The organism is Candidatus Frackibacter sp. WG13 (assembly GCF_900114655.1).
In the GTDB taxonomy this organism is placed as follows: Bacteria; Bacillota; Halanaerobiia; order Halobacteroidales; family Acetohalobiaceae; genus Frackibacter.
The window spans coordinates 41,641-64,958 of record NZ_FOTT01000016.1; the positions used below are offsets into that span (position 1 = coordinate 41,641).

A 23,318-nucleotide genomic window follows, 5' to 3' on the forward strand; every position below is an offset into this window, starting at 1 on the left:
GAATGATTCCTAGATATTTAGTTAATTTTGATTTAGCAGAACTTAAGAGAATTAAGACTGATTTTTTAGTGATTGGCAGTGGAATTGCAGGATTATTTAGTTCTTTGAATATGAGTGATGAGGGGAAAGTAATTTTATTGACAAAAGAAGAACCTCAAGACTGTAATACGGAATATGCTCAAGGTGGAATTGCCGCCGCAATTTCTGAAGATGATACTCCTAAGTTTCACTATCAGGATACAATAGAGGCTGGTGCTGGTCTATGTAATCCTCAAGGTGTTAATATTTTAGTTAATGAGGGCAGTCAAAGGATTAAGGACTTATTAGATTTAAAGGTCAATTTTGATCGTCATGGCGAAGAGATTGCCTTAACTAAGGAAGGGGCTCATAGTTGTCGAAGAATTCTGCATGCCGGGGGTGACGCCACAGGAACTGAGATTAGAAGCACTTTAATGCGAAAGATCTTAGATGATTCACAAATCGAATTACAGACCGGAATATTTGTTATTGACCTACTTACTAAAGACGGTAGATGTTATGGTGTTCTAGTTTATGATAGAATGCATGATGAATATTTAGCTTATTTAGCGAAGGTAGTTGTATTAGCTACTGGCGGTTTAGGGCAGCTTTATCAAAGAACTTCTAATCCTAAAGTAGCTACTGGAGATGGAATTGCTATTGCCTATCGTGCTGGTGTGGAAATTATGGATTTGGAATTCATTCAATTTCATCCGACAACTTTACAGTTAGACGGAGTAGAAAACTTTTTAATTTCAGAGGCGGTTCGTGGTGAAGGGGCTATTTTAAGGAATAAATCTGGTGAACGCTTTATGCCTAAATATCATAATTTAGCTGAATTAGCACCTAGAGATATAGTCGCTCGGGCTATCTATCGTGAGATGCAAAGTGATAATCAAGCATACGTATATCTTGATGTAACAAAGTTAGATGCTGAATTTATTAAAGAACGTTTTCCAACTATTTATAATACCTGTCTTGAAAACGGTATTGATATAACTAAAGAGTATATTCCAGTAGTACCGGCTGCTCATTACAGTATGGGAGGAGTTAAGACTAATACCCATGGTGAGACTAATTTAAAGGGGTTATATGCTTGTGGAGAAACTGCTTCATTAGGTCTACATGGAGCTAATAGGTTAGCTAGTAATTCATTATTAGATGGAATTGTTTATGGAAAAAGGGTAGCTAAAAGAGCAAAAGAGTATATTGAAGATCTAGATATAAATTTTGATAATTTAAAGCTTAGTAATGATAGTCAAGAGTTATCATCAAAATCATTAACGGTGATTAAAGATGAGATACAAAAATTAATGACTGAAAATGTAGGGATAGTGCGAGATAATAATGGGCTTCAGCAGGGAATGGATAGATTAAATGGTTTATTTAAATACTTAAATATAAATTGTAAAGAGACGATAAATTTTGAGGTACAGAATCTAATTATTTTAGCTTATTTAGTAGTTAAATCCGCTTTAATTCGGAAAGAGAGCAGAGGGGCACATTATCGTAAAGACTTTCCTGAGAGTAAAGTTAAGTGGCAGAAACATATTGTCTTACAAAGAGAGCAAGACTGGGAGGCGTTAGAGATTGAATTTAAATAAGAAGAAAGTGTTAGAGATAATCGATAATGCTATTAATGAGGATATTTGGACCGGTGATATTACAACTGAAGCGGTCGTTAATGAAGATTGTATGGGAGAAGGAATTTTACTAGCTAAAGAATCTGGAGTAATTGCTGGTTTAGAAGTGGCTAAATTAGTATTTCAAAGTATTGACAACGAAATTAAGTTTCAATCATTAGCGGCAGAAGGGGATTATGTTAAGTCAGGTACTGAAATTGCTCAAGTTAGAGGAAAGGCTAAATCGATTTTAACTGCGGAAAGATTAGCTCTTAACTTTTTACAGCGTATGTCAGGAATTGCGACTAAGACTGCAAAATATGAAGAGTTAGTTGGTGATTATGATGTGAGAATTGTGGATACCAGAAAGACTACTCCTGGATTGCGTATCTTAGAGAAGTATGCTGTACAAGTCGGTGGAGGAGATAATCATCGCTTAGGACTCTACGATGCAGTAATGATTAAGGATAACCATATTAGTGCTGCTGGTGGAATAAAAGAAGCAGTCGAGAAAGCTCGGACTAACGTTCCTCATACAATGAAGATAGAAGTAGAGACAGAAAGTTTAGATGAGGTAAAGGAAGCTGTGGCTGTCAATGCTGATATTATTATGTTAGATAATATGTCAACAGGCTTAATGAAAGAAGCTGTAGAGTTGGTTGATAATCAGACAATTGTTGAAGCTTCCGGGGGCATTACTGCGGCAACGATTAAAGAAGTAGCAGCAACAGGAGTAGATGTTATTTCATTAGGAACTCTGACTCATACTATTAAGTCATTGGATATTAATTTAGATCTTAAAGTATAGTTAAAAGATTTTTAACTATGAGTAATATCAGCTAAAAAGTTAACTTTCGAGTACAATCAATTGATTATGCAAGATATAATTAATGGAGGGATTTAAAGATGAAGATAAAAGAATTAGTTTATGGTGCTTTATTAACAGCTTTAGCTTTGGCTATTCCATTGATGTTTGGAGGTTATTTGCGGGTCTATATTCCGCCTTTTTCGGCAACTCTTGCTTCTCATGTGCCGAGTTTGATTGCGATGGTGATTAGTCCTTTAGTGGCTGGGTTAGTAGGGATTGGCTCAACTTTAGGCTTCTTAGTAATTTTAGGACCAACGATTGCTGCTAGGGCAGCAATGCATATTATCTTTGGAGTAATAGGAGCTTTGTGGATTAAGAAAGGGAATTCAATTATTAGTGCTTATTTATTGACAATTCCAATTCATGCTTTAGGAGAAGCCTTAGTAGTAATTCCTTTTGGATTTTCTTTGTATAAAGCTGGAGTAGTAATCGGAGTAGGTACTGTCTTACATCATGCAGTAGATGCGATGATTGCTTTAGCTGTAGTGCGTATGTTAGGTTGGAAATTAGAAGTTAGTGATAATGAGATAAAGGCATAGTTTATTTTAATAAAAATTAGACTAATGCTTAATAATACTTATATAGTGGTACAACCACAAAAAGGTCACCTTTCGCGGCAGAATACATTTTTCGAAACATCTAAGGTTCGTATCCGCCAAAAATAAGGCTTCCTAATCTATAGGACGTCCTGTCCTGAGATTAGCTCACCACGTCCTGTGGTTCGGCCATATTTTCGGCTCCTACTCACCAAGATGTTGACCGAAAAATGTATAATTTGCTCAATATGACCTTTTTGTGTTCTAATCATATAGTTAGTTTATAATTGAATCTTAATCTATATAAGTTAAAAGGTGATATGTGATGCTAGATATACTACTGAAAATATTTATAATGTTCATTCTTACTATAGGACTAATGCGTTTGATGGGAAAGTCTACTATTATTCAATTGACTCCCTATGATTTAGTTGCTATATTTATTATTGGTACTGTAGCTGCTGAACCTTTGATTACTACGGAATTTATCCCTACCATTATACGTGTGGTAGCTGTAGTAGTCTTCTATCTAATCTTTGCTAAGTTAACTTTAAATCAAACCATGAATAAGTTCTTTTTAGGTGAGCCTAGCATTTTAATTAAACATGGTAAAATTATTGAAGATAATTTAGAAAAAGAGCATCTTTCTTTGATGCAGCTTATTTCAATTTTAAGAACAGCTGGCTATTCTAAGTTGACTGAAATCGATTTTGCTATATTAGAACCTACTGGGTCTGTTAGTGTTATTCCTGTTCCTTCTGCGCGGCCTGCTACTTTAGGAGATTTAGATATTGAAGCTAAATATGAAGGGGTGCCGATGGCTATAATTATCGATGGAATTATTCAGAAACGAAATCTGCAGCTAGTAAATCGAGATGAAGAATGGTTACAAGAAAAATTACAAGAAAAAGGAATAGATAATATTAAAGAGATAATTTACGCTTTTGTTGATGATCAGAATGATGAATTATACTTGAATTACCGTAATCCAGTTGATGAAGCTAGTAGAAATAATAATCAAGCACAAAGAGATAAAGAAATTAAAGAACAGAAGTCAGAGCAAGCGAATTTAGCTAATAAAGAATTAGTAAGAGATAAAAGAAAGATATATTTAGTTCAGAATCATAAAATCCAGACTAAAGGTTTGAGGGAAGCCCATATTTCTAAGTCTGAACTTGAAGAGTGGTTGGGAGTTGATGATTTTACAGAGATTAATGAAGTAGTAATTGAACAAGAAATAAAGGTTAAATCAAACCAGTAATATTAAGTAAGGAATTTTTGTTGCAAGGAGATAGCTAATTTGTTATAATCTAATTAGATTATAATTAAATATGGACTAGGGGTGCTCCTTTTTTGGAGCTGAGATTATACCCTTTGAACCTGGACTGGTTAAGACCAGCGTAGGAAAGTTAGTACTTAAATGATGGTATATTATTATTCAATGTTAAGAGATTGAATGTTAAGAGTACAATTCCTGCGTGGAGTTGTACTCTTTTTATATTTAGTGCTGGAAGGAGGAAATTGATGTTAATTAAGGTTAATGGAAAAGAGGAAGAAATTAATGAAGAAATTACTATTTTACAGTACCTTGAAAATAAAGGTGTAAACCCAGAGAACATAGTCATTCAATATAATGGTGAAATCATAGATGGTGAAGACGTAGACGAGATAATTTTAGTAGCTAATGACAATTTAGAAGTATTAAAATTTGTAGGAGGGGGATAAAGATGACAGCTAAATTAATCATTGATGGACAAGAAGTTGGGAGTCGGCTATTTCTTGGAACTGGTAAGTTTCCAGATAAGAGTTTGATTCCACAAGTAATTGAAAATTCAAAGGCACAGGTTGTAACTGTAGCCTTAAGAAGGATGAATTTTGAAGCGCAAGAGGAGAATATTATTAATTACATACCTGATGATTGTATATTAATGCCTAATACTTCGGGAGCAAGAAATGCTGAAGAAGCAGTTAAGATTGCCAAAATTGCTAGAGCTGCTGGATGTGGTGATTGGGTTAAGATTGAAGTGATTTCAGATAATAAATATCTACTGCCGGATAATTATGAAACGATTAAGGCTACGGAGATATTAGTAAAGGAAGGCTTTACAGTACTACCTTATATGAGCCCTGATTTAATGGTAGCTAAAGAGCTAGAGAAGGTAGGAGCAGCAGCCGTAATGCCTTTAGGGGCTCCGATTGGAACAAATAGAGGGTTACGAACTAAAGAGTTAGTTAGAATTTTAATTGAAGAGATTGAGGTGCCGATTATTGTAGATGCAGGAATTGGAAAGCCTTCTGATGCTGCGGAAGCTATGGAATTAGGTGCGGAGGCTGTTTTAGTTAATACAGCGGTTGCAACAGCTAATGATCCAGTGATTATTGGAGAAGCTTTTGGTCAGGCAGTAGAAGCTGGTCACAAGGCTTATTTAGCAGGCTTAGGCAGAACTAAAAAATATGCTTCAGCATCTTCACCATTAACCGGTTTTTTAAACGAAGGAGCTAATGATTAAATGAGTTTTTATGATAAGTATTTAAAATGGGAAGATTTTGATTTTGCTGGTTATTGGAAGCAATTGAATGACGATGATATTGAAGAAATTTTAAATCAAGAACGATTAAATACGTTAGATTATTTGGCACTTCTATCGCCTAAAGCAGAAAAATATTTGGAGCTTATGGCGCAAAAAGCGCAGAAATTAACTCTTAAGCATTTTGGTAAAGTTGTTTTTCTATATACTCCGCTCTATTTAGCTAATTATTGTGTTAATCAATGTCTTTATTGTGGCTTTAATGTTAAAGAAAACATAGAGCGTAAGAAGTTAAATCTATCAGAAATTGCTAAAGAAGCTGAAGCTATAGCTAATATGGGTTTTAGACATATTTTGATTTTGACTGGGGAATCAAGAAAGAAGACACCAGTAAAGTATATTAAAGAAGCTGTAGAACTTTTAACTGATTACTTTGATTCGATAGCAATTGAGATTTATCCTCTTGAAATTGACGAATATGAAGAATTAATAGCTGCTGGTGTTGATAGTTTAACAATTTATCAAGAGGTTTATAATCAAGAACAGTATGATAGACTCCATATAGCGGGACCGAAAAGGAATTATCATTTTCGTTTAGATGCGCCAGAACGGGGTTGTAAAGCAGGCATGAGAGCGGTGAATATCGGTGCTTTATTAGGCTTGGAGGACTGGCGTAAAGAGGCCTTCTTTACTGGTATTCATGCAGAATATTTGCAGAATAATTACTTAGATGTAGAAGTGAGTCTTTCTGTTCCGCGGATGAGGCCACATTTAGGTTCTTTCCAACCGGAGTCTAAAGTTGAAGATGAGAATTTAGTACAGATCTTATTGGCATCTAGGTTATTCTTACCGCGAGCAGGATTAAATATTTCTACTAGAGAGAGAGCTAGTTTAAGAGATAACTTAATATCATTAGGAATTACTAAGATGTCAGCAAATGCTAAGACTAGTGTCGGAGGTTATGCAGAATCAAATACAGAGTTAGATGATGATACTTGTCAGTTTGAAATTTCCGACAATAGAACTGTTAATGAAGTTACAACTATGTTACATAAGCAGGGATATCAACCTGTATTTAAGAATTGGCATATATTTTAAGATGAAGACCTACTTTTGTTAAAAAGTAGGTCTTTTTGAACTATATAGGAACTTTAAATTAGGGAACTTTCTTAATACTGTTGAAGTAAGTACGATTTAAAGAAAAATATAGTTAAATTATGGTAATAGACAGGAATTAAATAAAATATGTCTAAACATATATATATAGTGATATAAATACTTAAATAAGAATAGTTTTGTAAGGGGATGGGGCAATGGCATTAAAGGAAGAAAGTAAGAGTGATGTTTTGGCTTTAGTGTTGGATACTGACGGAAGAGTAAAGAAATATAACTTTTTAGTAAGTAAAACCTTAAATGAAGATGCGGAAAGTGTGATTGGTAAAAAGGTCGATGAAGTAATAGAGAGGATTAAAGATAATATAGAATATGAGATAGATATGAAGTTTACTTTAGAGCCTTTACTTAATAATAAGGAAGAAATTTATGGTCATTTGGCCTTAGGTTTTAGAGCGAGCATAAGTGAAGATAGTGAAGTAACGATAGCTAGCCTAGCCCATGAATTTAAGAATCCATTAACTAATATACGGGGGATGGCACAACTCATTAAGTTAAAACTGAATAATGACGAATGTAATTGTGGTGAAATGATTGACTATTTAAAGAAATTAATCAATGAAATAGATTATTTAAATATATTAGCTAATGACTTTTTAGAATATAAAAAGAATACGAAGCTAGATGATAGTAAAGTGCTTCTTAATGATGTGATTGAAGAGACCTTATTTCTAATAGAGCAGGAGTGTGAGGCAGAAGAAGTTGAAATTAATTATACACTTAAGCAAAAAAGATATGTTTGTTGTAGTTTTGAGCATGTTAAGCAAGTCTTATTAAATATTATTAAGAATGCTATAGAAGCGTTTGATGATGCCAATAATACTTATGATAAGAAGATAAAGATTGAAGTTAAACCTACAGCGGACAAAGACTACAATACAATTATTATTAGTGACAATGGTCCAGGAATAAAAGACGAAGTATTAGCAGAAATTTTCAATCCTTTTTATACTACAAAAGATTATGGAACCGGTTTAGGTTTAAGCACTTGTAAAAAGATTGTAGAGGAGCATGGAGGTAAGATAGAAGTAAATAGTTGTGAAGAAGGAACAAAATTTATGGTGTATCTACCAAGATAGATAATTAATTTGCCATTTTTTAAAGGGGTTTTTAAACTTTATATCGAAATTATAAATAAGAAATAGTATTAAATTTATTTGAGTACCTAACTAAGGTTAATTATGAAAAAGATTATCTTAAAATAGATAGTTATAAAGGGGAGGAAGAATAAGGGATGGTTAGTGGAAATTTACTAGAAGACCAGGTAAGTGAGGAAGTTATTAAATATTTAGAAGAAAAAGATGATTTATGTACTTGTCAACAATGCCAAGATGACATAACTGCTTTAGCACTTAGTAATTTACGACCGAGGTATGCTGGAAGTGAAGAGGGTAAAGTAGTCATTAGTAGTGTTGACCTTCCTAGTGAACAGACTAAGCTTGATATATTAAGAGCGATAGTAAATGCAGCTAAAAAGGTGAGTAAACGACCACATCATGATAGGTAAGATGAAAATTTAAATATAAAAGTTTAATTAAGGCTTCTCTCTAATTTAATTAGAGGGAAGCTTTTTTGTTTTAACTAGTATCCCTAAAAAAATTATAGGAAGAGCTAAAATATTTTATATCTTATTTCTAAATTTAATGGTACAATGCAATTGAAGATGAGATAAAAATAAAAAATATTTCTTTATTCATAATATAAATAAGGGGGCGATATACTAATGAATCTATTATTATCATTTAGTTTAATGTTACTATCTGGATTTATTATCGGAAATTTATTTGAAAAGATTGGAATTCCAACAGTGACTGGCTATATTTTAACTGGAATTATCTTTGGTGAAGCGGTGTTAGGAATTCAGACTCATGAATACGTTAAAAGTCTAGCTCCCATTACTAGCTTAGGTTTAGGAGTTATTTCATTAACTGTAGGTGAAGAGTTATTAATTAAGGATTTAAAGAATATCGGTAAGAGTATTTTAAGTATTAGTTTTTTTCAATTATTAATTACTTTTGGTTTAGTTGCTGGAGGATTACTTCTATTAGGTGTAAGTCTGCCTTTAGCTTTAATCTTAGGAGCTATTGCTTCCGCAAATGCTCCAGCAGAAGCTGTAGCAGTTATTGAAGAGTATAAAGCTAAAGGGCCATTAACTAATACATTATTAGCTACTATTGCAGTTGGCGATGTAGCATCAATTATCTTTTTTGGTGGAATTATGGCATTAGTGGCAAGCTTAATGGGAAGTGCAGAAGGTTCGTTATTAAGCCTATTAGGTGAACCGATAATTGAAGTTGCTGGTTCAGTTATCTTAGGGCTAATAATTGCTTGGATTCTACACTATTTTGCTCATCATACTAAATTAGAAAAAGATTATCTATTAGTTGTATTAGCTATAATATTTATTGATATAGAATTAGCTAGTTATCTCCATTTATCAGCATTATTAGTTAATATCGTTGCTGGATTTGCTTTAACTAATTTCTTTGATTGTCGTCATGAGATTAAGGAAGTTATTGAAGCTATAGAAGTACCACTCTTTATTGCTTTCTTTACCTTAGCAGGAGCAGAGTTGAATTTTGCAGTCTTATCGCAAGTTGGTCTAATTGGGATTGGTTATGTTGTTACTAGAATTGTTGGGAAGTTATTAGGAACTTGGGTAGGAGCAAAAGTTTCAAGTTCTCCACAAGTAGTTTCTAATTATTTAGGTTGGGGATTAATCCCACAAGCTGGTGTTGGGATCGGTTTAGCCATTGTGGTTTCAGAAAAATTTCCTGAAATAGGTTCAATAGTTACGTCAATAATCCTAACGTCTGTAGCTATAAATGCACTAATTGGACCTTTAGCTATCAAGAGTGCACTTATTAAATCTGGTGAAATTAATGAAGGTCAAAAGGGTGACGAATATTCTTTAGATGAAAAAACAGACCCAATACATGCTTAGTTAGAATTACATTGTGTTAGGTTAGTCCAAAGGGGGTAGATATTATGAACATAGTTTTATCATTTAGCTTGATGTTGTTTTCTGGGTTTATAGTAGGAAATCTTTTTAAAAGAATGGGAATTCCGTCGATTACAGGGTATATATTAACAGGAGTGGTATTTGGTGAATCCGTTTTAGGAATTCAGACTCATGAATATGTTGAAGCATTAGCTCCAATTACAAACTTAGGTTTAGGATTAATAGCTTTAACGATAGGTGAAGAGTTGATTATAGATGAATTGAAAAGGTTAGGTTCCACTATTATAAGTATAACGTTCTTTCAATTTCTAGGAACTTTTATAGTCGTACTTAGCGTTATGCTATTATTTGGTGTTGCACTACCTTTAGCATTAATTTTAAGTGCAATTGCTTCAGCAACTGCACCAGCAGCTACTACTGCAGTCATTGAAGAATGTAAAGCTAAAGGACCTTTTACTAGTACTTTGTTAGCGACTATTGCTATTGATGATGCAGTCTGTATAATATTGTTTGGATTAGTGCTAGCAGTAGATCAAGTCTTAATTAATGGTGGTGGCTCATTACTTAGTATGATAGGGCAGCCGTTTATTGAAATATTTGGTTCGATAATTGCAGGGTTGATAATTGCTAAAATACTTGCTTTTTTAGCTCATCGAACTAGATTAAAGAAAGAGTATCTATTAATTGTATTGACTACTGTGTTACTTGATATGGAATTAGCAGATATGTATCATTTATCTCCTTTATTAGTTAATATGGTGGCTGGTTTTACTCTTACTAATTTTTTCAACTCTCAGCATGAAATTAGAGAAGTGATTGAAGTAGCTGAAGTACCAATTTTTGTTGCCTTCTTTACTTTAGCGGGAGCAGAGTTGCAGTTAGGTGCATTATTTAATACTGGAGTACTTGGAATCGCTTTTATAGCTTCTAGGATGATAGGCAAAATTTTAGGTTCTTGGACAGGAGCAACAGTTTCAAAAGCATCTACAAAGGTACGACGCTATTTAGGCTTAGGACTAATTCCTCAGGCAGGAGTAGGAGTTGGATTAGTATTTGTTGCTGCAGAGGCTTTTCCACAATTTAATGAAATTCTAACTTCGCTTGTTTTAGCTTCTGTAGCAGTCAGTGAATTAATTGGACCATTAGCGGCTAAGTTTGCATTGGAAAAAGCAGGAGAAATAAATCAAGAGTTTGAAGATTCTTCATTGACTGAGAAAACAAGCACTATATGTGCTTAATATAGATTATAAAGTAACTCCCCTTTAATAAGACCGCTATTAGTTTTAACTAATAGCGGTCTTTTAATTTAATGAATCTTTATTAGAGTAAAGTATTAAACTGAAAAAAAGGTAGTAATTTGGCTTAAAAAAGAGGTTTAGATAGCTAAACTAACTTATATAAGCTAGATGACGTTTGTCATTATATCATTTTTTCGTTATAATTTAGTAGGTTAAAGTATTAAATTAATATAATGTTAAATAGGGGGAAGAATGATGGAAGAGAAAAGAAGACCAAGTTTTTTTGCAGCAATATTACCGATTATAATAACCGCACTTTTATTATTTACAGGAATAGTATTTTTGGGAATTGACCCACATATTCCTCTAGTCTTAGGAACTATGCTAGCCAGTTGTTTAGGTGTATGGTTAGGGTTTGAATGGCAAGAGATTGAAGAAGGTTTATTGGATGGTATAAATGTGGCTATGGGTTCGATTATTATCTTATTAATTATCGGTATAGTAATTGGTACTTGGATTTTAAGCGGGACAGTACCAACAATGATCTATTATGGAATGCAGCTTTTATCGCCAAAGATATTTTTAGTAGCAACAACTTTGATTTGTGCTGTAGTTTCAGTGGCTAGTGGTAGTTCATGGACAACAGCAGGAACGATTGGGATTGCTTTAATTGGTATTGGACAAGGTTTAGGGATTCCGCTACCAATGGTAGCAGGAGCAATTATTTCTGGTTCTTATTTTGGTGATAAGATGTCGCCATTATCAGATACTACTAATTTGGCTTCGGCGATGGCTGGGAGTAATTTGTTCGAACATATTAAGCATATGTTCTATACTACAACACCGGCTTTGATAATTTCATTGATTTTATACGCAATTTTAGGAAGTAGGTTTGGAGCTGAAAATCTTGATACTGAAAAGATAAACTTAATTTTAAATACTCTAAATCAGACTTTTACTATTAATATTTGGATGTTGTTACCGGCAGTGGCAGTAATTATTATGGCAGCAATGCGTTTACCAGCCATTCCAACTTTAATATCCGGTTCGTTAATAGGTGGAGTCTTTGCTATGTTATTTCAGAGTGCTAGTTTTTCAGGAGTTATTAATGCTATGCATTATGGATATAGTAGTGAAACAGGAGTGAAAGTAGTCGATAGTTTATTAACACGTGGTGGTTTAGATAGTATGATGTGGACTGTATCTCTTATTTTATGTGCTTTAGCTTTTGGGGGGGTACTTGATAAGATTTCTGTGTTAGAAGTTATCGTAAATAAGATATTATCTTTGGCTAATACAACTGGTAAGTTGATTGCTAGTAATATTATAGCTTGTATCGGTGCTAATGCTTTATTAGGAGATCAATTTTTATCAATTATTGTTCCTGGTAAGATGTATAAGGCAGCCTATGAACAAAAAGGACTACATCTTAAGAATCTGTCTAGAGTATTAGAAGATAGCGGTACCTTAACAGCAGTCTTAATTCCATGGACAGCCGGAGGAGCTTATATGGCTTCTACTTTAGGTGTAGATACTTGGGCTTATGTACCATATGCATTTTTTAATTTAACTGTACCAATTATTTCGATGATTTATGGATTTATGAATATAACTATTGAAGAAGCTAATGATGTAAAAATCGTAAATTCAGAGACTCCAAAAACAATATAGTTTGATATGAATATTATTAAAAATAGTTAAAGGGCTTTCAGATTTAATTTAAATCTGAAAGCCCTTTTTCTTTTTAATAAAACATTTTTTAAGTTTGACTCATATAATACCATTAATGATTAATAAATATAGAAAATATATAAAGAACTAATGAGTGAAGGCATGTTGAATATTGAAAGTAATAGTTTTAGTTATTAGTAAATATAATGAAAAGGAGAGGTGAAATAATTGGGAATAAATGTAAATAAATCTTTATCTTCTAAGTTGCCAAATAAAATAGAAGGATTAGAGAGGTTAGCTTATAATTTATGGTGGTCTTGGAATTTGGAAGCCAAAGCATTATTTAGGATAATTGATAGTCAATTATGGGAAGAGGTGAGTAGGAATCCAGTAGAGCTATTAGTAAAAGTTGATAGTCAAAGATTAGAGGAGCTAAAGGAGGATAAGGAATTCATTAATAAGTATCATCAGGTTATTAATGATTTTAATGATTATTTAGACCAGGATAGTATTAGGTTTGCAGAAGAAAAGAATCAAGACGAGAATGATAGAGAAGTAATTGCATATTTTTGTGCTGAATTTGGTTTACATGAATCATTGCCAATATATTCTGGGGGTTTAGGAGTCTTAGCGGGTGATTACTGTAAGACGGCTAGTGATTTTAATTTACCATTTGTAGGAGTAGGATTGTTGTATCATCATGGTTATTTCAAACAGAAGATTAATAAGAATGGTTGGCAAGAGGAATCTTATCCTAAACTTAATTTTGATTATTTACCAGTAACTCCTGTTAAAGATAATGAGGGGAAAGACTTATTAATTAATCTTGACTTAGTTGGTCGTAAGGTGTGGGTTAAAATATGGAGGGTTGAAGTGGGGAGAATTCTTATCTATCTATTAGATACAGATTTAGCGATTAATACGGAATCGGATAGGAAGTTAACTTCACAGCTCTATTATTCAGATCAGGAAGTACGTATTTCACAAGAAATCATTTTAGGTATAGGTGGTGTTAAAGCCTTAGATGCAATGGGATATTCACCATTATTATGGCACATGAATGAAGGACATTCCGCATACTTAGGTTTAGAAAGGATTATTCATTTAATGAAGGTAGAAGGATTAAGCTTTAATGAAGCAGTAGAAGCGGTAGCTGTTAATACTCTATTTACTACCCATACTCCTGTGCCTGCTGGTAATGAAACTTTTTCTATTGATTTAAAAGAGAAATACTTTGCTGGTTATTGGCAAAAATTAGGTTTGACTAAGAAAGAATTTATGCAATTAGGTCAAATAGACTCTGAGGATGAAGGTTTCTGTTTAACAATTCTTGGTTTACATTTAGCACGATTTAATAATGGGGTTAGTAAACTTCATGGCCAAGTTGCTAGTGAGATGTGGAAAGAAGTTTGGGATGGGGTTCCGAGCAAAGAAAATCCGATTACTTATGTTACGAATGGGATTCATACTTTGACTTGGTTAGCATCAGAATGGAAAGAGGTTTTTAATAACTATCTTCCAAATAATTGGCAAGAGCGAATTTCAGAAAAGAAAGTTTGGGAGAGGATCCGTACTATTCCAGCTAAGGATTTTTGGCAGATACACTACAGGTTAAAGGTTAAGTTAATTAATTTCATTAATAATCAATTATTAATGAAACACGGGAAACAAGAAGATAAGCGATTATTAGATAAAGATACCCTGACAATTGGATTCGCTCGACGTTTTGTTACTTATAAGCGGGCTGATTTAATCTTTAAGGATTTAGAGAGATTAAATAGAATTTTTAATAATACTGGAAGAGAAGTTCAGATTATCTTTGCTGGCAAGGCCCATCCAGCAGATGATGCTGGTAAGGAATTAATTAAGAAGATTTATGATATAGCGCAAACGGAAGAGTTCAAAGGGAAGATAGTTTTTTTAGAGGATTATGATATGCATTTAGCTCGTCTATTAATTCAAGGGGTAGATCTTTGGTTAAATAATCCAAGACGACCTTTAGAGGCTAGTGGTACTAGTGGTCAGAAAGCAGCAATTAATGGTGGGTTAAACTTTAGTGTTTTAGATGGTTGGTGGTGTGAAGGATACAATGAAAAGAATGGTTGGGTTATTGGGAGTCAAGATGAAAAAGATTATAGAGATTCAAAAGAACAAGACTTAATTGATAGTATTTCATTATATGAGACTTTAGAAGAGGAGATAATTCCTTTATATTATGATTTTAATGAAGAGGGTTTTTCTAATTTATGGATAGATTATATGAAAGAATCTATGATATCTAATGGCTATCAATATAGTACTGATCGAATGATGGAGGAATATATTACGCAATTATATACTCCGGCTATTAAACGAGGTAATAAATTTAAAGAAGATAATTATTGTAAAGCTAAAGAGTTTTCAAATTGGAAGAATAAGTTATATGAAAACTGGGAGCAAGTAGAAGTTATTGCTTCTAAACAAGTTAATGGTACTATAGATAAAAGAAGGTTTGAATTGAAGGTTAAGCTAGGCAACTTAATTCCTAAGGATGTAACTGTTGAGTTATATGCAATATCTAATGATATTGAGAGGCAAGCAATTATTATACCTACGAATTTAAAAGAAGAATTACAGAATAACTTATATCTTTATTCCATTATAACAGATGTAAAAGAGGAATATAGATATACTTTTAGGGTAGTACCAAATGAATCAAAATTAACTAATAAACATGAATTAGGACTGATTAGATGGGAGTAGTCATATAAATTTGGTAACTTTTAATACTGGGGTGATAGGATGAAGACTTTAGCATTAATTTTGGCTGGAGGAAGAGGTAGTAGACTAGATATTTTATCTAAACATAGGGCTAAGCCGAGTGTACCTTTTGGTGGCAAGTATAGAATTATTGATTTTGCTTTAAGTAACTGTGTTAATTCCCATATCTATAATGTAGGTGTTCTAACACAGTATTTACCTAGGTCCTTAAATGAACATATTGGGATTGGTAAGGCTTGGGATCTAGACCGGCAGTTTGGTGGAGTAAATATTTTGCATCCCTATACGGGTAGAAAGGGTGGATGGTATCAAGGTACAGCACATGCTGTTTTTCGAAATCTAAATTATATTGAAGAGATAGACTCTGAATATGTAATTATTCTATCTGGAGATCATATTTATAAGATGGATTATGCTAAGTTGATAGACTTTCATAAGGCTAAAGAAGTAGAATTAACAATAGCAGTAAAGAAGGTTCCAAAAAGTGAGGCCCATCAATTTGGTATTTTAGATGTTAATAAGGATATGAGAATTATCGATTTTAAAGAGAAACCCAAAGAGCCACCTAGTGATTTAGCTTCAATGGGAATCTATGTCTTTAATAAAGAGGTTTTGGTCAATAAATTAAAAGAATTTTGTACGCAAGAAAACTCAGATTTCGGACATCATATCATACCACAGATGATTAAAAATAATAAGGTTTTTGCATATGAATTTAATGGATATTGGCAAGATGTAGGTACAGTTAAGTCATTTTGGGAAACGAATTTAGCTTTAATTAATTCTAAGACCGGGATAGACTTAAATGATAAAAGTTGGCCGTGGCATACTAATAGTATAACGAGATCACCGGCTAGATTTGGATCAAGCAGCAAGGTAAAGCAGAGTTTAATATGTAATGGAGCAGTTATTAATGGAGAAGTAGAGAATTCAGTTATTTCTTCTGGAGTGAGGGTTGAAAAAGGAGCATTCATTAAAGATTCAATTATATTTAATGACACTCAAATTAAAACAGGAGCAATGGTCTGTAAAAGTATAATTGATAAGGAAGTAGTTATTGGGAAGAAAGCTAAAATAAGCTCATGTAGTATTCAAACTAAAAATTTTGAGCAACCAGAAGTTATATATGGTGGTTTAAATTTAATAGGGAAGAGGGCTGTAATCCCTGCTAATACTTTAATTAGTGGAAATTGCAGGATTTACCCTGAAGTTAAAGAACGAGATTTTAATAATAAATTTATTCCAAGTGGAAGTACAATTAGACCACGTAACTAAATATCTCAATATAGTACTTTAAATTCTTACGTAAATTTGTTATAATTAGCTCTAAGATAAGTAGAAAGGATTGAGTAGTATGGAATATATTAGTACTAGGGGAAATTATGATGCAGTTAGTGCAGCAGAAGCGATTAGATTAGGTATGGTACCAACTGGGGGGCTATTTGTACCAAAAGAGATTCCGCAATTTAGTAAAGAAGAGATCATTGAGATGCAGGAGATGAAGTATCAAGAGATTGCTAAGAAGGTGCTTTCGGTATTTTTAAATGATTATACTAACCAGGAATTAAAAGAGGCTATTAATAGTGCTTATAATACTGATAAATTTACTTCAGAGGAGATTACTCCGCTACATAGATTAAATGATAATTGTTATTTTTTGGAGTTGTGGCATGGGCCTACGGCTGCTTTTAAAGATTTGGCTTTGCAGTTGTTGCCTTATTTATTAGTGCAAGCAATTGAGAAGCAGGAATTAGAAGAAGAAGTCTTAATTTTAGTGGCTACTTCTGGAGACACAGGGAAAGCTGCTTTAGAAGGGTTCAAGGATGTTGATGGGATTAGTATCATTGTGTTTTATCCTCAACAAGGTGTAAGTAAAGTACAAGAACATCAGATGGTTACTACTGGAGGGGATAATACTTCGGTAGTAGCTGTAGCTGGTAATTTTGATGACTGTCAGAGTAGTGTTAAAGAGATTTTTGGAGATAAAGATTTTAATGAGTTAATTGAAAAGAAAGGTTATCAATTTTCATCAGCTAATTCTATTAATTGGGGTAGATTAGTGCCGCAGATTATCTATTATTTTGCTTCTTATGCAGATTTATTAAGTAAAGATGAGATAGAAACGGGCGAAAAGATTAATGTTACTGTTCCAACTGGTAATTTTGGTAATATTTTAGCCGGGTATTATGCTTATAGGATGGGATTACCCATTAATAAGTTTATCTGTGCTTCTAATGATAATAATATCTTAACTGATTTCTTTGATACAGGGGTTTATGATAAAGACCGTTCCTTTAAGGAGACGATTAGCCCGGCAATGGATATCTTAATTTCTTCTAACTTAGAAAGGTTCTTATTTGAGATAACTGGTCATGATTCGGAAAAGATTAATAATTGGTATCAACAGTTAAGAGAAGATGATGAATTTACAATTGATAATCAGACTAAAGAAAAGATTGCAAAGATATTTGTCGGTCAGTATGCTACTGAAGAGGAGACTGAAGAAAAGATTAAGGAAATTTACCAAGAGTATAATTATGTAATAGACCCTCATACTGCCGTAGGAGTTAAAGCTTATCATGATTATTTAAGTAAATGTGATGATAAGACTAAGACAATAATTAATTCTACAGCTAGTCCTTATAAATTTAGTTCTACAGTGTTATCTGCTATTGATGATGGTGCTATTTCTGAAAAGATAGATGAGTTTAAAGTTTTAGATAGATTAGAAGAAGAGACAGGGATTACTATTCATCCAGGGTTAAAGAATTTAGCTGAGCTATCGGTGAGACATAATTGTAATTGTAGAGTAGAAGATATTCGGGATATGATTTCACAAATTATAGATGAGTAATTGTTCAGGTAAATCTCATAATTAGATTTTAAGCATAATTAACACGGAATTTTGAACATCAACAATTAATTATACATGAATATTTTATATTCTTTTTGCAGGCCAGCTTAAAAATAGCTGGTCTTATTTTATCAAAAGTATATAAAGGTTTTAATGGTCTAATTGTTGAATATTATTAAATGAAGTATATTATTGGCTAAGATGCTAATAAACGATTTATTTTGACAAAATATTATTTTTTGGAGGAGGTTTTATGAATATAAGGAAGTTTAAGGAGATAACATTAAATATTGAAACTTTAGATAATAATGAAGTTAATTTCAGAACAAAAGATGAAATGATAAATCTTGATACTAAAACGATAGTTAATGATTTTCCTGGAGTGGCTTTTGCATTAGATAATAAAAGCAGGTTAGTAGCCGTTAATAATAGATTCTGTGAATGTTTAGAAGATACAAGAGCAGGATTATTAGGCAAGAAGCTTTCTGATTTGAATTTAGGGATTGACTGGGATAAGCTTTCTTTAAAGGAGACTTTACGAACTGGGAAGCCGACTTATGGTTATCGTAATAATTTATTTATAGATTATGATTATCAACTTATTTATTGTAATCTGCCTATTAATTTAGATACTGGTGAAATTGGAGTTTTGGTATTAGGAATTGAAGTAATTATGAATTCTAACTTTAAAGAAACTAAGATAATGAATTTTAATGAAAATACTAAAATAACAGATGTTTGGATAGTGGATGATAAGTGTTGTTATGTTGATGTAACTGACCCTTATAATAAGTTTAAAGTTTCTAGTGAGGAGTTAATTGGCAAAAAATTTACTAATGTTTTTCCGGTTGAATATGATCCATTATTGTCTGAGGCTATAGAAGAGAACAGATTATTAGAAAGTATGAGGATTTTAAATACAGGTAAAGAAAAGATTTATATGCAAGTTATTGCCTTTCCTTTAGTAATTGATGGTGAAGTTGTTGGTGGTATTGATATTTTAATTGACTTAAATTCGAAAACAAGAATAGTTAATCAAGCATATCAAGCCAACGAAATTAAGAATACTGGGGAGATGGCTTTTAGAATTATTCATGAATTACGCAATCCTTTACAAGTGACTAAATCTTCAGCAGAGTTAGGGAGTTTATTAGCTCAAAAAGAAAATGTTAATTCCGAGGAAATTGAATTATATTTTAATAAAATCAAGGATAAGGTCACAGAGGTAAATTCTTTACTAAATCAGTTATTAGAATTTTCTCAACCGGATAAATTAGTATTAAAAGAAGTAAAAATAAAGGGTTTATTGGAAAGTTTAGAAGAATTTTTAACTAAATATTGCTCTAAGTATAAGATAGATTTTCAAATAGAAGTTACAGAGGAGATATTAAAAGTAGAAGGAGATTACGAACTATTAGAAAGAGCATTATTTAATATAAGTAAGAATGCTATTGAAGCATTACAAGATTATGATGGTGATCGCAAGATTATTGTTAAGTGTTGTAAAGTTAATAATGATGCTTTGATAAGTATTTCTAATACGGGACCTACTATTTCAAATGATATTAAAGATAATATTTTTGCACCTTTTACTTCTACAAAAGGTATTAATGGAGCTGGTTTAGGTCTATCAGTAGCTTATCATATTGCACATAATTTACATGAAGGTAAATTGTGGTTTAAAAATAAAGAAGAGGTGGGACCTACTTTTTATTTAAGTTTACCTACATTAAATAATCTTTAATATAATTTAACCGCAAAGATAGTAATAATCTACTTATCTTTGCGGTTAATTATTTAAATATAATAATATGGTATAACCATAAAAAGGTCACCTTTCGCGGCAGAATACATTTTTCGAAACATCTAAGGTTCGTATCCGTCAAAAATAAGGCTTCCTAATCTATAGGACGTCCTGTCCTGAGATTAGCTCACCACATCCTGTGGTTTGGCCATATTTTTGGCTCCTACTCAATATTATTTCTAAATTCTCTTATGTGGTGGAGGTGAAACTACTTCAATAGCTTCGGTTACTCGTTCTATGCCTGGTTTTTGCATCTTACTTTTTTCTTGACGTTGGTAACCATAGCTATACATTCGTTTGTAATATTCTTTGACCATCCTTTGGGCTGAGAATTCCCAATGAGACATATCAATACTTGCTTTCATCATTTCTTTCCATTTAGGTCTATTTTCATAGAAGGTAGGAATTACTTCGTCATAAATTACCGTATAAAGTGCTTTTAAATCATATTTATCTTCACTTAGATGATTATACTCTTCACCAAGTACTTCATCAATTAACCAACCATTAACTCCATGTTCTGGTCCTTCTGCTAACCACCCATCAACTACACTTAAGTTTAGCACACCATTCATAGCTGCTTTCATACCGGAGGTTCCACTGGCTTCTAATGGTCTTCTTGGATTATTAAGCCAGACATCAGATCCTTTAATCATTTTACGGGCTATCTCCATATCATAATTCTCTAAAAAGACTACACTATTTTTATATTTTTGGTCCATTTTTACTAAATTTTGAACTATATCTTTACCGGTTTGGTCATTAGGATGCGCTTTACCGGAGAAGATAAGTTGAACTTTTCCTTCCCTTAATAGTGGGTCAATAGCTTCGGCATTACGGAAGATAAGTTCACTTCTTTTATAAGGAGCAGCTCTTCTAGCAAATCCAATGATTAGAGAGTTAGGATCCATCTCCGCTCCATTTTTTTCTTTAACAAAATTTATTAGTTCTTGTTTCAATTTTTGATGGGGTTGCCATAAGTCTTGATTTGACTCATAAGCATCTTTCATTCTTTGATCTTGCCAGGTTTTAACATGGACTCCATTAGTAATGCCAATAATAGGAGAGGTGTTTGATACATCCTTCCACATTTCTTTAGTAGTTTCAGTATGCAACTGAGAAACACCATTAGCAATTTGAGATAATCTTAAACCGGCTATCGTCATATTAAAAGGATCATTACCGATTTCTTTCATCTGTTCATAATTTAAGCTATTATAGGCTCCCATGTCTTGTAGCAATTTATGGTCATGGGCTTCATTACCTGCACGAACAGGGGTATGAGTAGTAAAGACTATCTCTTTTTTGGTAGCTTTCTTAGCTTCTTTAAATGATAAACTTTCATTTTGCATCTTTTCTCTAATTAACTCGATACCTGCTAATACAGCATGTCCTTCATTGAAGTGATAGCGGTCAACTTTAATTCCTAACTTTCTTAAAGCTCGTAAACCACCAATTCCTAAAACTATTTCTTGAGCGATACGTTCTTCAGTACCGCCTCCATAAAGTTTACTAGTTATCCATCCATGTTCACTGCCTGGGAAATTAGTATCTAAAAGATAGAGTGGAGCGTTACCATATTGATCTACTAATTTGACTTTACAAGTTACTTTCTCACCTCTAACGTTAACATCAACAGTAATTCCAGTGTCTTTTAAGAAATCATATTCAAAGTTCGGATAGGTATCATATGGCCTTCCATCATCACCAATATATTGATGAGTGTAATCTTGTTTCCACAAAATACCGATACCGATTAATGGCAAATCTAAATCATGTATTGCCTTAAGATGATCTCCGGCTAAAACGCCTAATCCTCCTGAGTAAATAGGTAGTTCTTCATCTATTCCATATTCCATACAGAAATAAGCGATATGTGGTCTGCTTTGCAAGTTAATCCCCCTTTGCTCTTAGATTGTATTATTATTTTACCTTATCAAAGATAATTTATTCTGTTCTATGGTAATATTTTATTTTTTCTATATGATTTGTCGAAAAAGAAGGGGATATGATGTTGTATCGCTAATTATAGATACGATAGCTAAAATAAGATTATAATAATAGAAGGTGAATATCTTTGTTTTCAATCTTGGATCAATGTAATGAAACCATAATTAGAAAAATAGATGATATTAAAGTTTTTGCAATTCCTGTTTTGTTTATTATTACATTTTTTAATCATTCTATATATAATTATCAAGATATAATTTTATTAGGAAGTGGGATATTAATCAGTCTTTGTACCTTATGGCTTCTTTTTAAAATGAAAGATTCGGAGTTAGTAAGGACAGATTATCGAAGATTAGCATTCTTAGAAGTAATAGCTGATATAGTTTTGATTAACATCTTTGTTTATTTAGAAGGTACTATCGATAATCCATTTTTTATAGGTTATGGTTTATATATTCTTAGAATGGCTTTGAAATATGGTAAAGACTTAGCCTATGTAGCTGCTACTTTAAGCGGAATTTCAGTTATTATCTATCAAATATTATTTGAATTTAGTTCTAGTGCATTATTAGGGTTAATTTTACTTGGATTTATTGCTGCTAAGTATTTAGGGGAGTTAGCAGAAAATAGTTATTTATTACGTAGGGGCAAAGAAGAGATGATTACTCAATTAAGATCACAACGGCATGATTTTAAAAATCAATTACAAGTTTTATTTGGTTTGGTAAAGCTGAAGAAATATGATCGAATTTTAGAATATTTACAAGAAGTTAATGCGACATTAAATTGTAATTTAATAGATTTAGAAGATTTAGATGAAGACCCAATTATTTATAGCTTATTAGTTTCTAAGGTAACTGAGGCTAGAGAATTAGGAATTAAATTAGATATTGATTTAGAGGTTCCATTATGTGATGTAGATATTCCAGAGCATAAGATGGTTAGAATTATTAGTAATTTGATTGATAATGCATTTGATGAACTAAATGACCGAGATTATTCTGAACAGCCATGTATTCGACTTAGTAGTTCTTCTCTTCAAGATGAAGTTAAGATAGTTGTGCATAATAATTATTCTATTATTCCAACTGAATTACAATCAAAAATATTCAATTTAGGTTTTAGTACTAAGCAAAAAAATATTAATGAAAGAGGATTTGGACTTTATATTACTAGAAGATTAATAGAAAAGTATAAGGGATCAATAAAGGTCTTGAGTAATGATAAAGTAGGTACTAACTTTATTGTTAAGTTACCGCAGACTAGCAAAAAATTTTTAAATGATTATATTTCAATTTGAAAATATATAGATTCAAATTAGAGAAAAGAATATA

The 23,318-nt window shown here is 32.4% G+C and carries 18 protein-coding genes and 1 riboswitch; of the genes, 17 read left to right on the top strand and 1 reads right to left on the bottom strand.

Annotated elements, in window-relative coordinates; genetic code table 11:
- The first annotated feature begins 2 nt into the window (after positions 1-2).
- The 16 genes from nadB to BM077_RS09345 all read left to right on the top strand — a co-directional run bounded on the left by nadB (position 3) and on the right by BM077_RS09345 (position 19,974).
- Positions 3-1,622 carry an L-aspartate oxidase gene (gene nadB / locus BM077_RS09270; RefSeq protein ID WP_089749619.1) on the top strand — a complete coding sequence of 540 codons (1,620 nt, stop codon included), beginning with the start codon at positions 3-5 and terminating at the stop codon, positions 1,620-1,622.
- Complete coding sequence (gene nadC / locus BM077_RS09275; RefSeq protein ID WP_089749617.1) at positions 1,609-2,448, top strand: carboxylating nicotinate-nucleotide diphosphorylase; 840 nt, start codon at positions 1,609-1,611, stop codon at positions 2,446-2,448. Before nadB ends, nadC begins: the two co-directional genes overlap by 14 nt.
- 98 nt (positions 2,449-2,546) lie before the next feature.
- Positions 2,547-3,047: an ECF transporter S component gene (locus BM077_RS09280; protein WP_089749615.1), complete on the top strand. Its 501-nt coding sequence runs from the start codon at positions 2,547-2,549 to the stop codon at positions 3,045-3,047.
- Positions 3,048-3,369: 322 nt separating this feature from the next.
- Entirely contained in the window at positions 3,370-4,305 is a 936-nt protein-coding gene (locus tag BM077_RS09285) for a DUF421 domain-containing protein (protein ID WP_089749613.1), read from the top strand.
- A 67-nt stretch (positions 4,306-4,372) separates the two neighbouring features.
- Positions 4,373-4,468: riboswitch (TPP riboswitch) on the top strand.
- Between the two features lie 100 nt (positions 4,469-4,568).
- Positions 4,569-4,769 (top strand): sulfur carrier protein ThiS, encoded by a 201-nt coding sequence (thiS, locus tag BM077_RS09290; protein WP_089749612.1) that lies wholly within the window; start codon positions 4,569-4,571, stop codon positions 4,767-4,769.
- Positions 4,770-4,771: 2 nt separating this feature from the next.
- Positions 4,772-5,554, top strand: a complete 783-nt coding sequence (locus tag BM077_RS09295; protein ID WP_089749610.1) for a thiazole synthase — start codon at positions 4,772-4,774, stop codon at positions 5,552-5,554.
- Positions 5,555-6,670, top strand: a complete 1,116-nt coding sequence (gene thiH / locus BM077_RS09300; protein WP_089749608.1) for a 2-iminoacetate synthase ThiH — start codon at positions 5,555-5,557, stop codon at positions 6,668-6,670.
- 215 nt (positions 6,671-6,885) lie between these two features.
- Positions 6,886-7,824 (top strand): sensor histidine kinase, encoded by a 939-nt coding sequence (locus BM077_RS09305; RefSeq protein WP_089749605.1) that lies wholly within the window; start codon positions 6,886-6,888, stop codon positions 7,822-7,824.
- 155 nt (positions 7,825-7,979) lie between these two features.
- A complete protein-coding gene (locus tag BM077_RS09310) occupies positions 7,980-8,252 on the top strand; it encodes a late competence development ComFB family protein (protein WP_089749604.1) in 273 nt (90 codons plus the stop codon).
- Positions 8,253-8,468: 216 nt separating this feature from the next.
- Entirely contained in the window at positions 8,469-9,689 is a 1,221-nt protein-coding gene (locus BM077_RS09315) for a cation:proton antiporter (RefSeq protein WP_089749602.1), read from the top strand.
- A gap of 44 nt (positions 9,690-9,733) precedes the next feature.
- Positions 9,734-10,945: a cation:proton antiporter gene (locus BM077_RS09320; RefSeq protein WP_089749600.1), complete on the top strand. Its 1,212-nt coding sequence runs from the start codon at positions 9,734-9,736 to the stop codon at positions 10,943-10,945.
- Positions 10,946-11,200: 255 nt separating this feature from the next.
- A complete protein-coding gene (gene nhaC, locus BM077_RS09325; protein ID WP_089749599.1) occupies positions 11,201-12,616 on the top strand; it encodes a Na+/H+ antiporter NhaC in 1,416 nt (471 codons plus the stop codon).
- A gap of 228 nt (positions 12,617-12,844) precedes the next feature.
- Positions 12,845-15,358 carry an alpha-glucan family phosphorylase gene (gene glgP, locus BM077_RS09330; protein ID WP_089749598.1) on the top strand — a complete coding sequence of 838 codons (2,514 nt, stop codon included), beginning with the start codon at positions 12,845-12,847 and terminating at the stop codon, positions 15,356-15,358.
- A 39-nt stretch (positions 15,359-15,397) separates the two neighbouring features.
- A complete protein-coding gene (locus tag BM077_RS09335; protein ID WP_089749596.1) occupies positions 15,398-16,651 on the top strand; it encodes a glucose-1-phosphate adenylyltransferase in 1,254 nt (417 codons plus the stop codon).
- 79 nt (positions 16,652-16,730) lie between these two features.
- Complete coding sequence (thrC, locus tag BM077_RS09340) at positions 16,731-18,230, top strand: threonine synthase (protein WP_089749595.1); 1,500 nt, start codon at positions 16,731-16,733, stop codon at positions 18,228-18,230.
- Between the two features lie 253 nt (positions 18,231-18,483).
- Entirely contained in the window at positions 18,484-19,974 is a 1,491-nt protein-coding gene (locus BM077_RS09345; RefSeq protein WP_089749593.1) for a sensor histidine kinase, read from the top strand.
- A 239-nt stretch (positions 19,975-20,213) separates the two neighbouring features.
- Here the strand turns inward: BM077_RS09345 and glgP (BM077_RS09350) are convergent, their stop codons facing one another.
- Positions 20,214-21,926, bottom strand: coding sequence for an alpha-glucan family phosphorylase (glgP, locus tag BM077_RS09350; protein ID WP_255361608.1), 1,713 nt, complete (start codon positions 21,924-21,926; stop codon positions 20,214-20,216).
- Positions 21,927-22,111: 185 nt separating this feature from the next.
- Between glgP (BM077_RS09350) and BM077_RS09355 the strand changes: the two genes are divergently transcribed.
- Positions 22,112-23,284 carry a sensor histidine kinase gene (locus BM077_RS09355; protein WP_089749591.1) on the top strand — a complete coding sequence of 391 codons (1,173 nt, stop codon included), beginning with the start codon at positions 22,112-22,114 and terminating at the stop codon, positions 23,282-23,284.
- Positions 23,285-23,318: the final 34 nt, after the last annotated feature.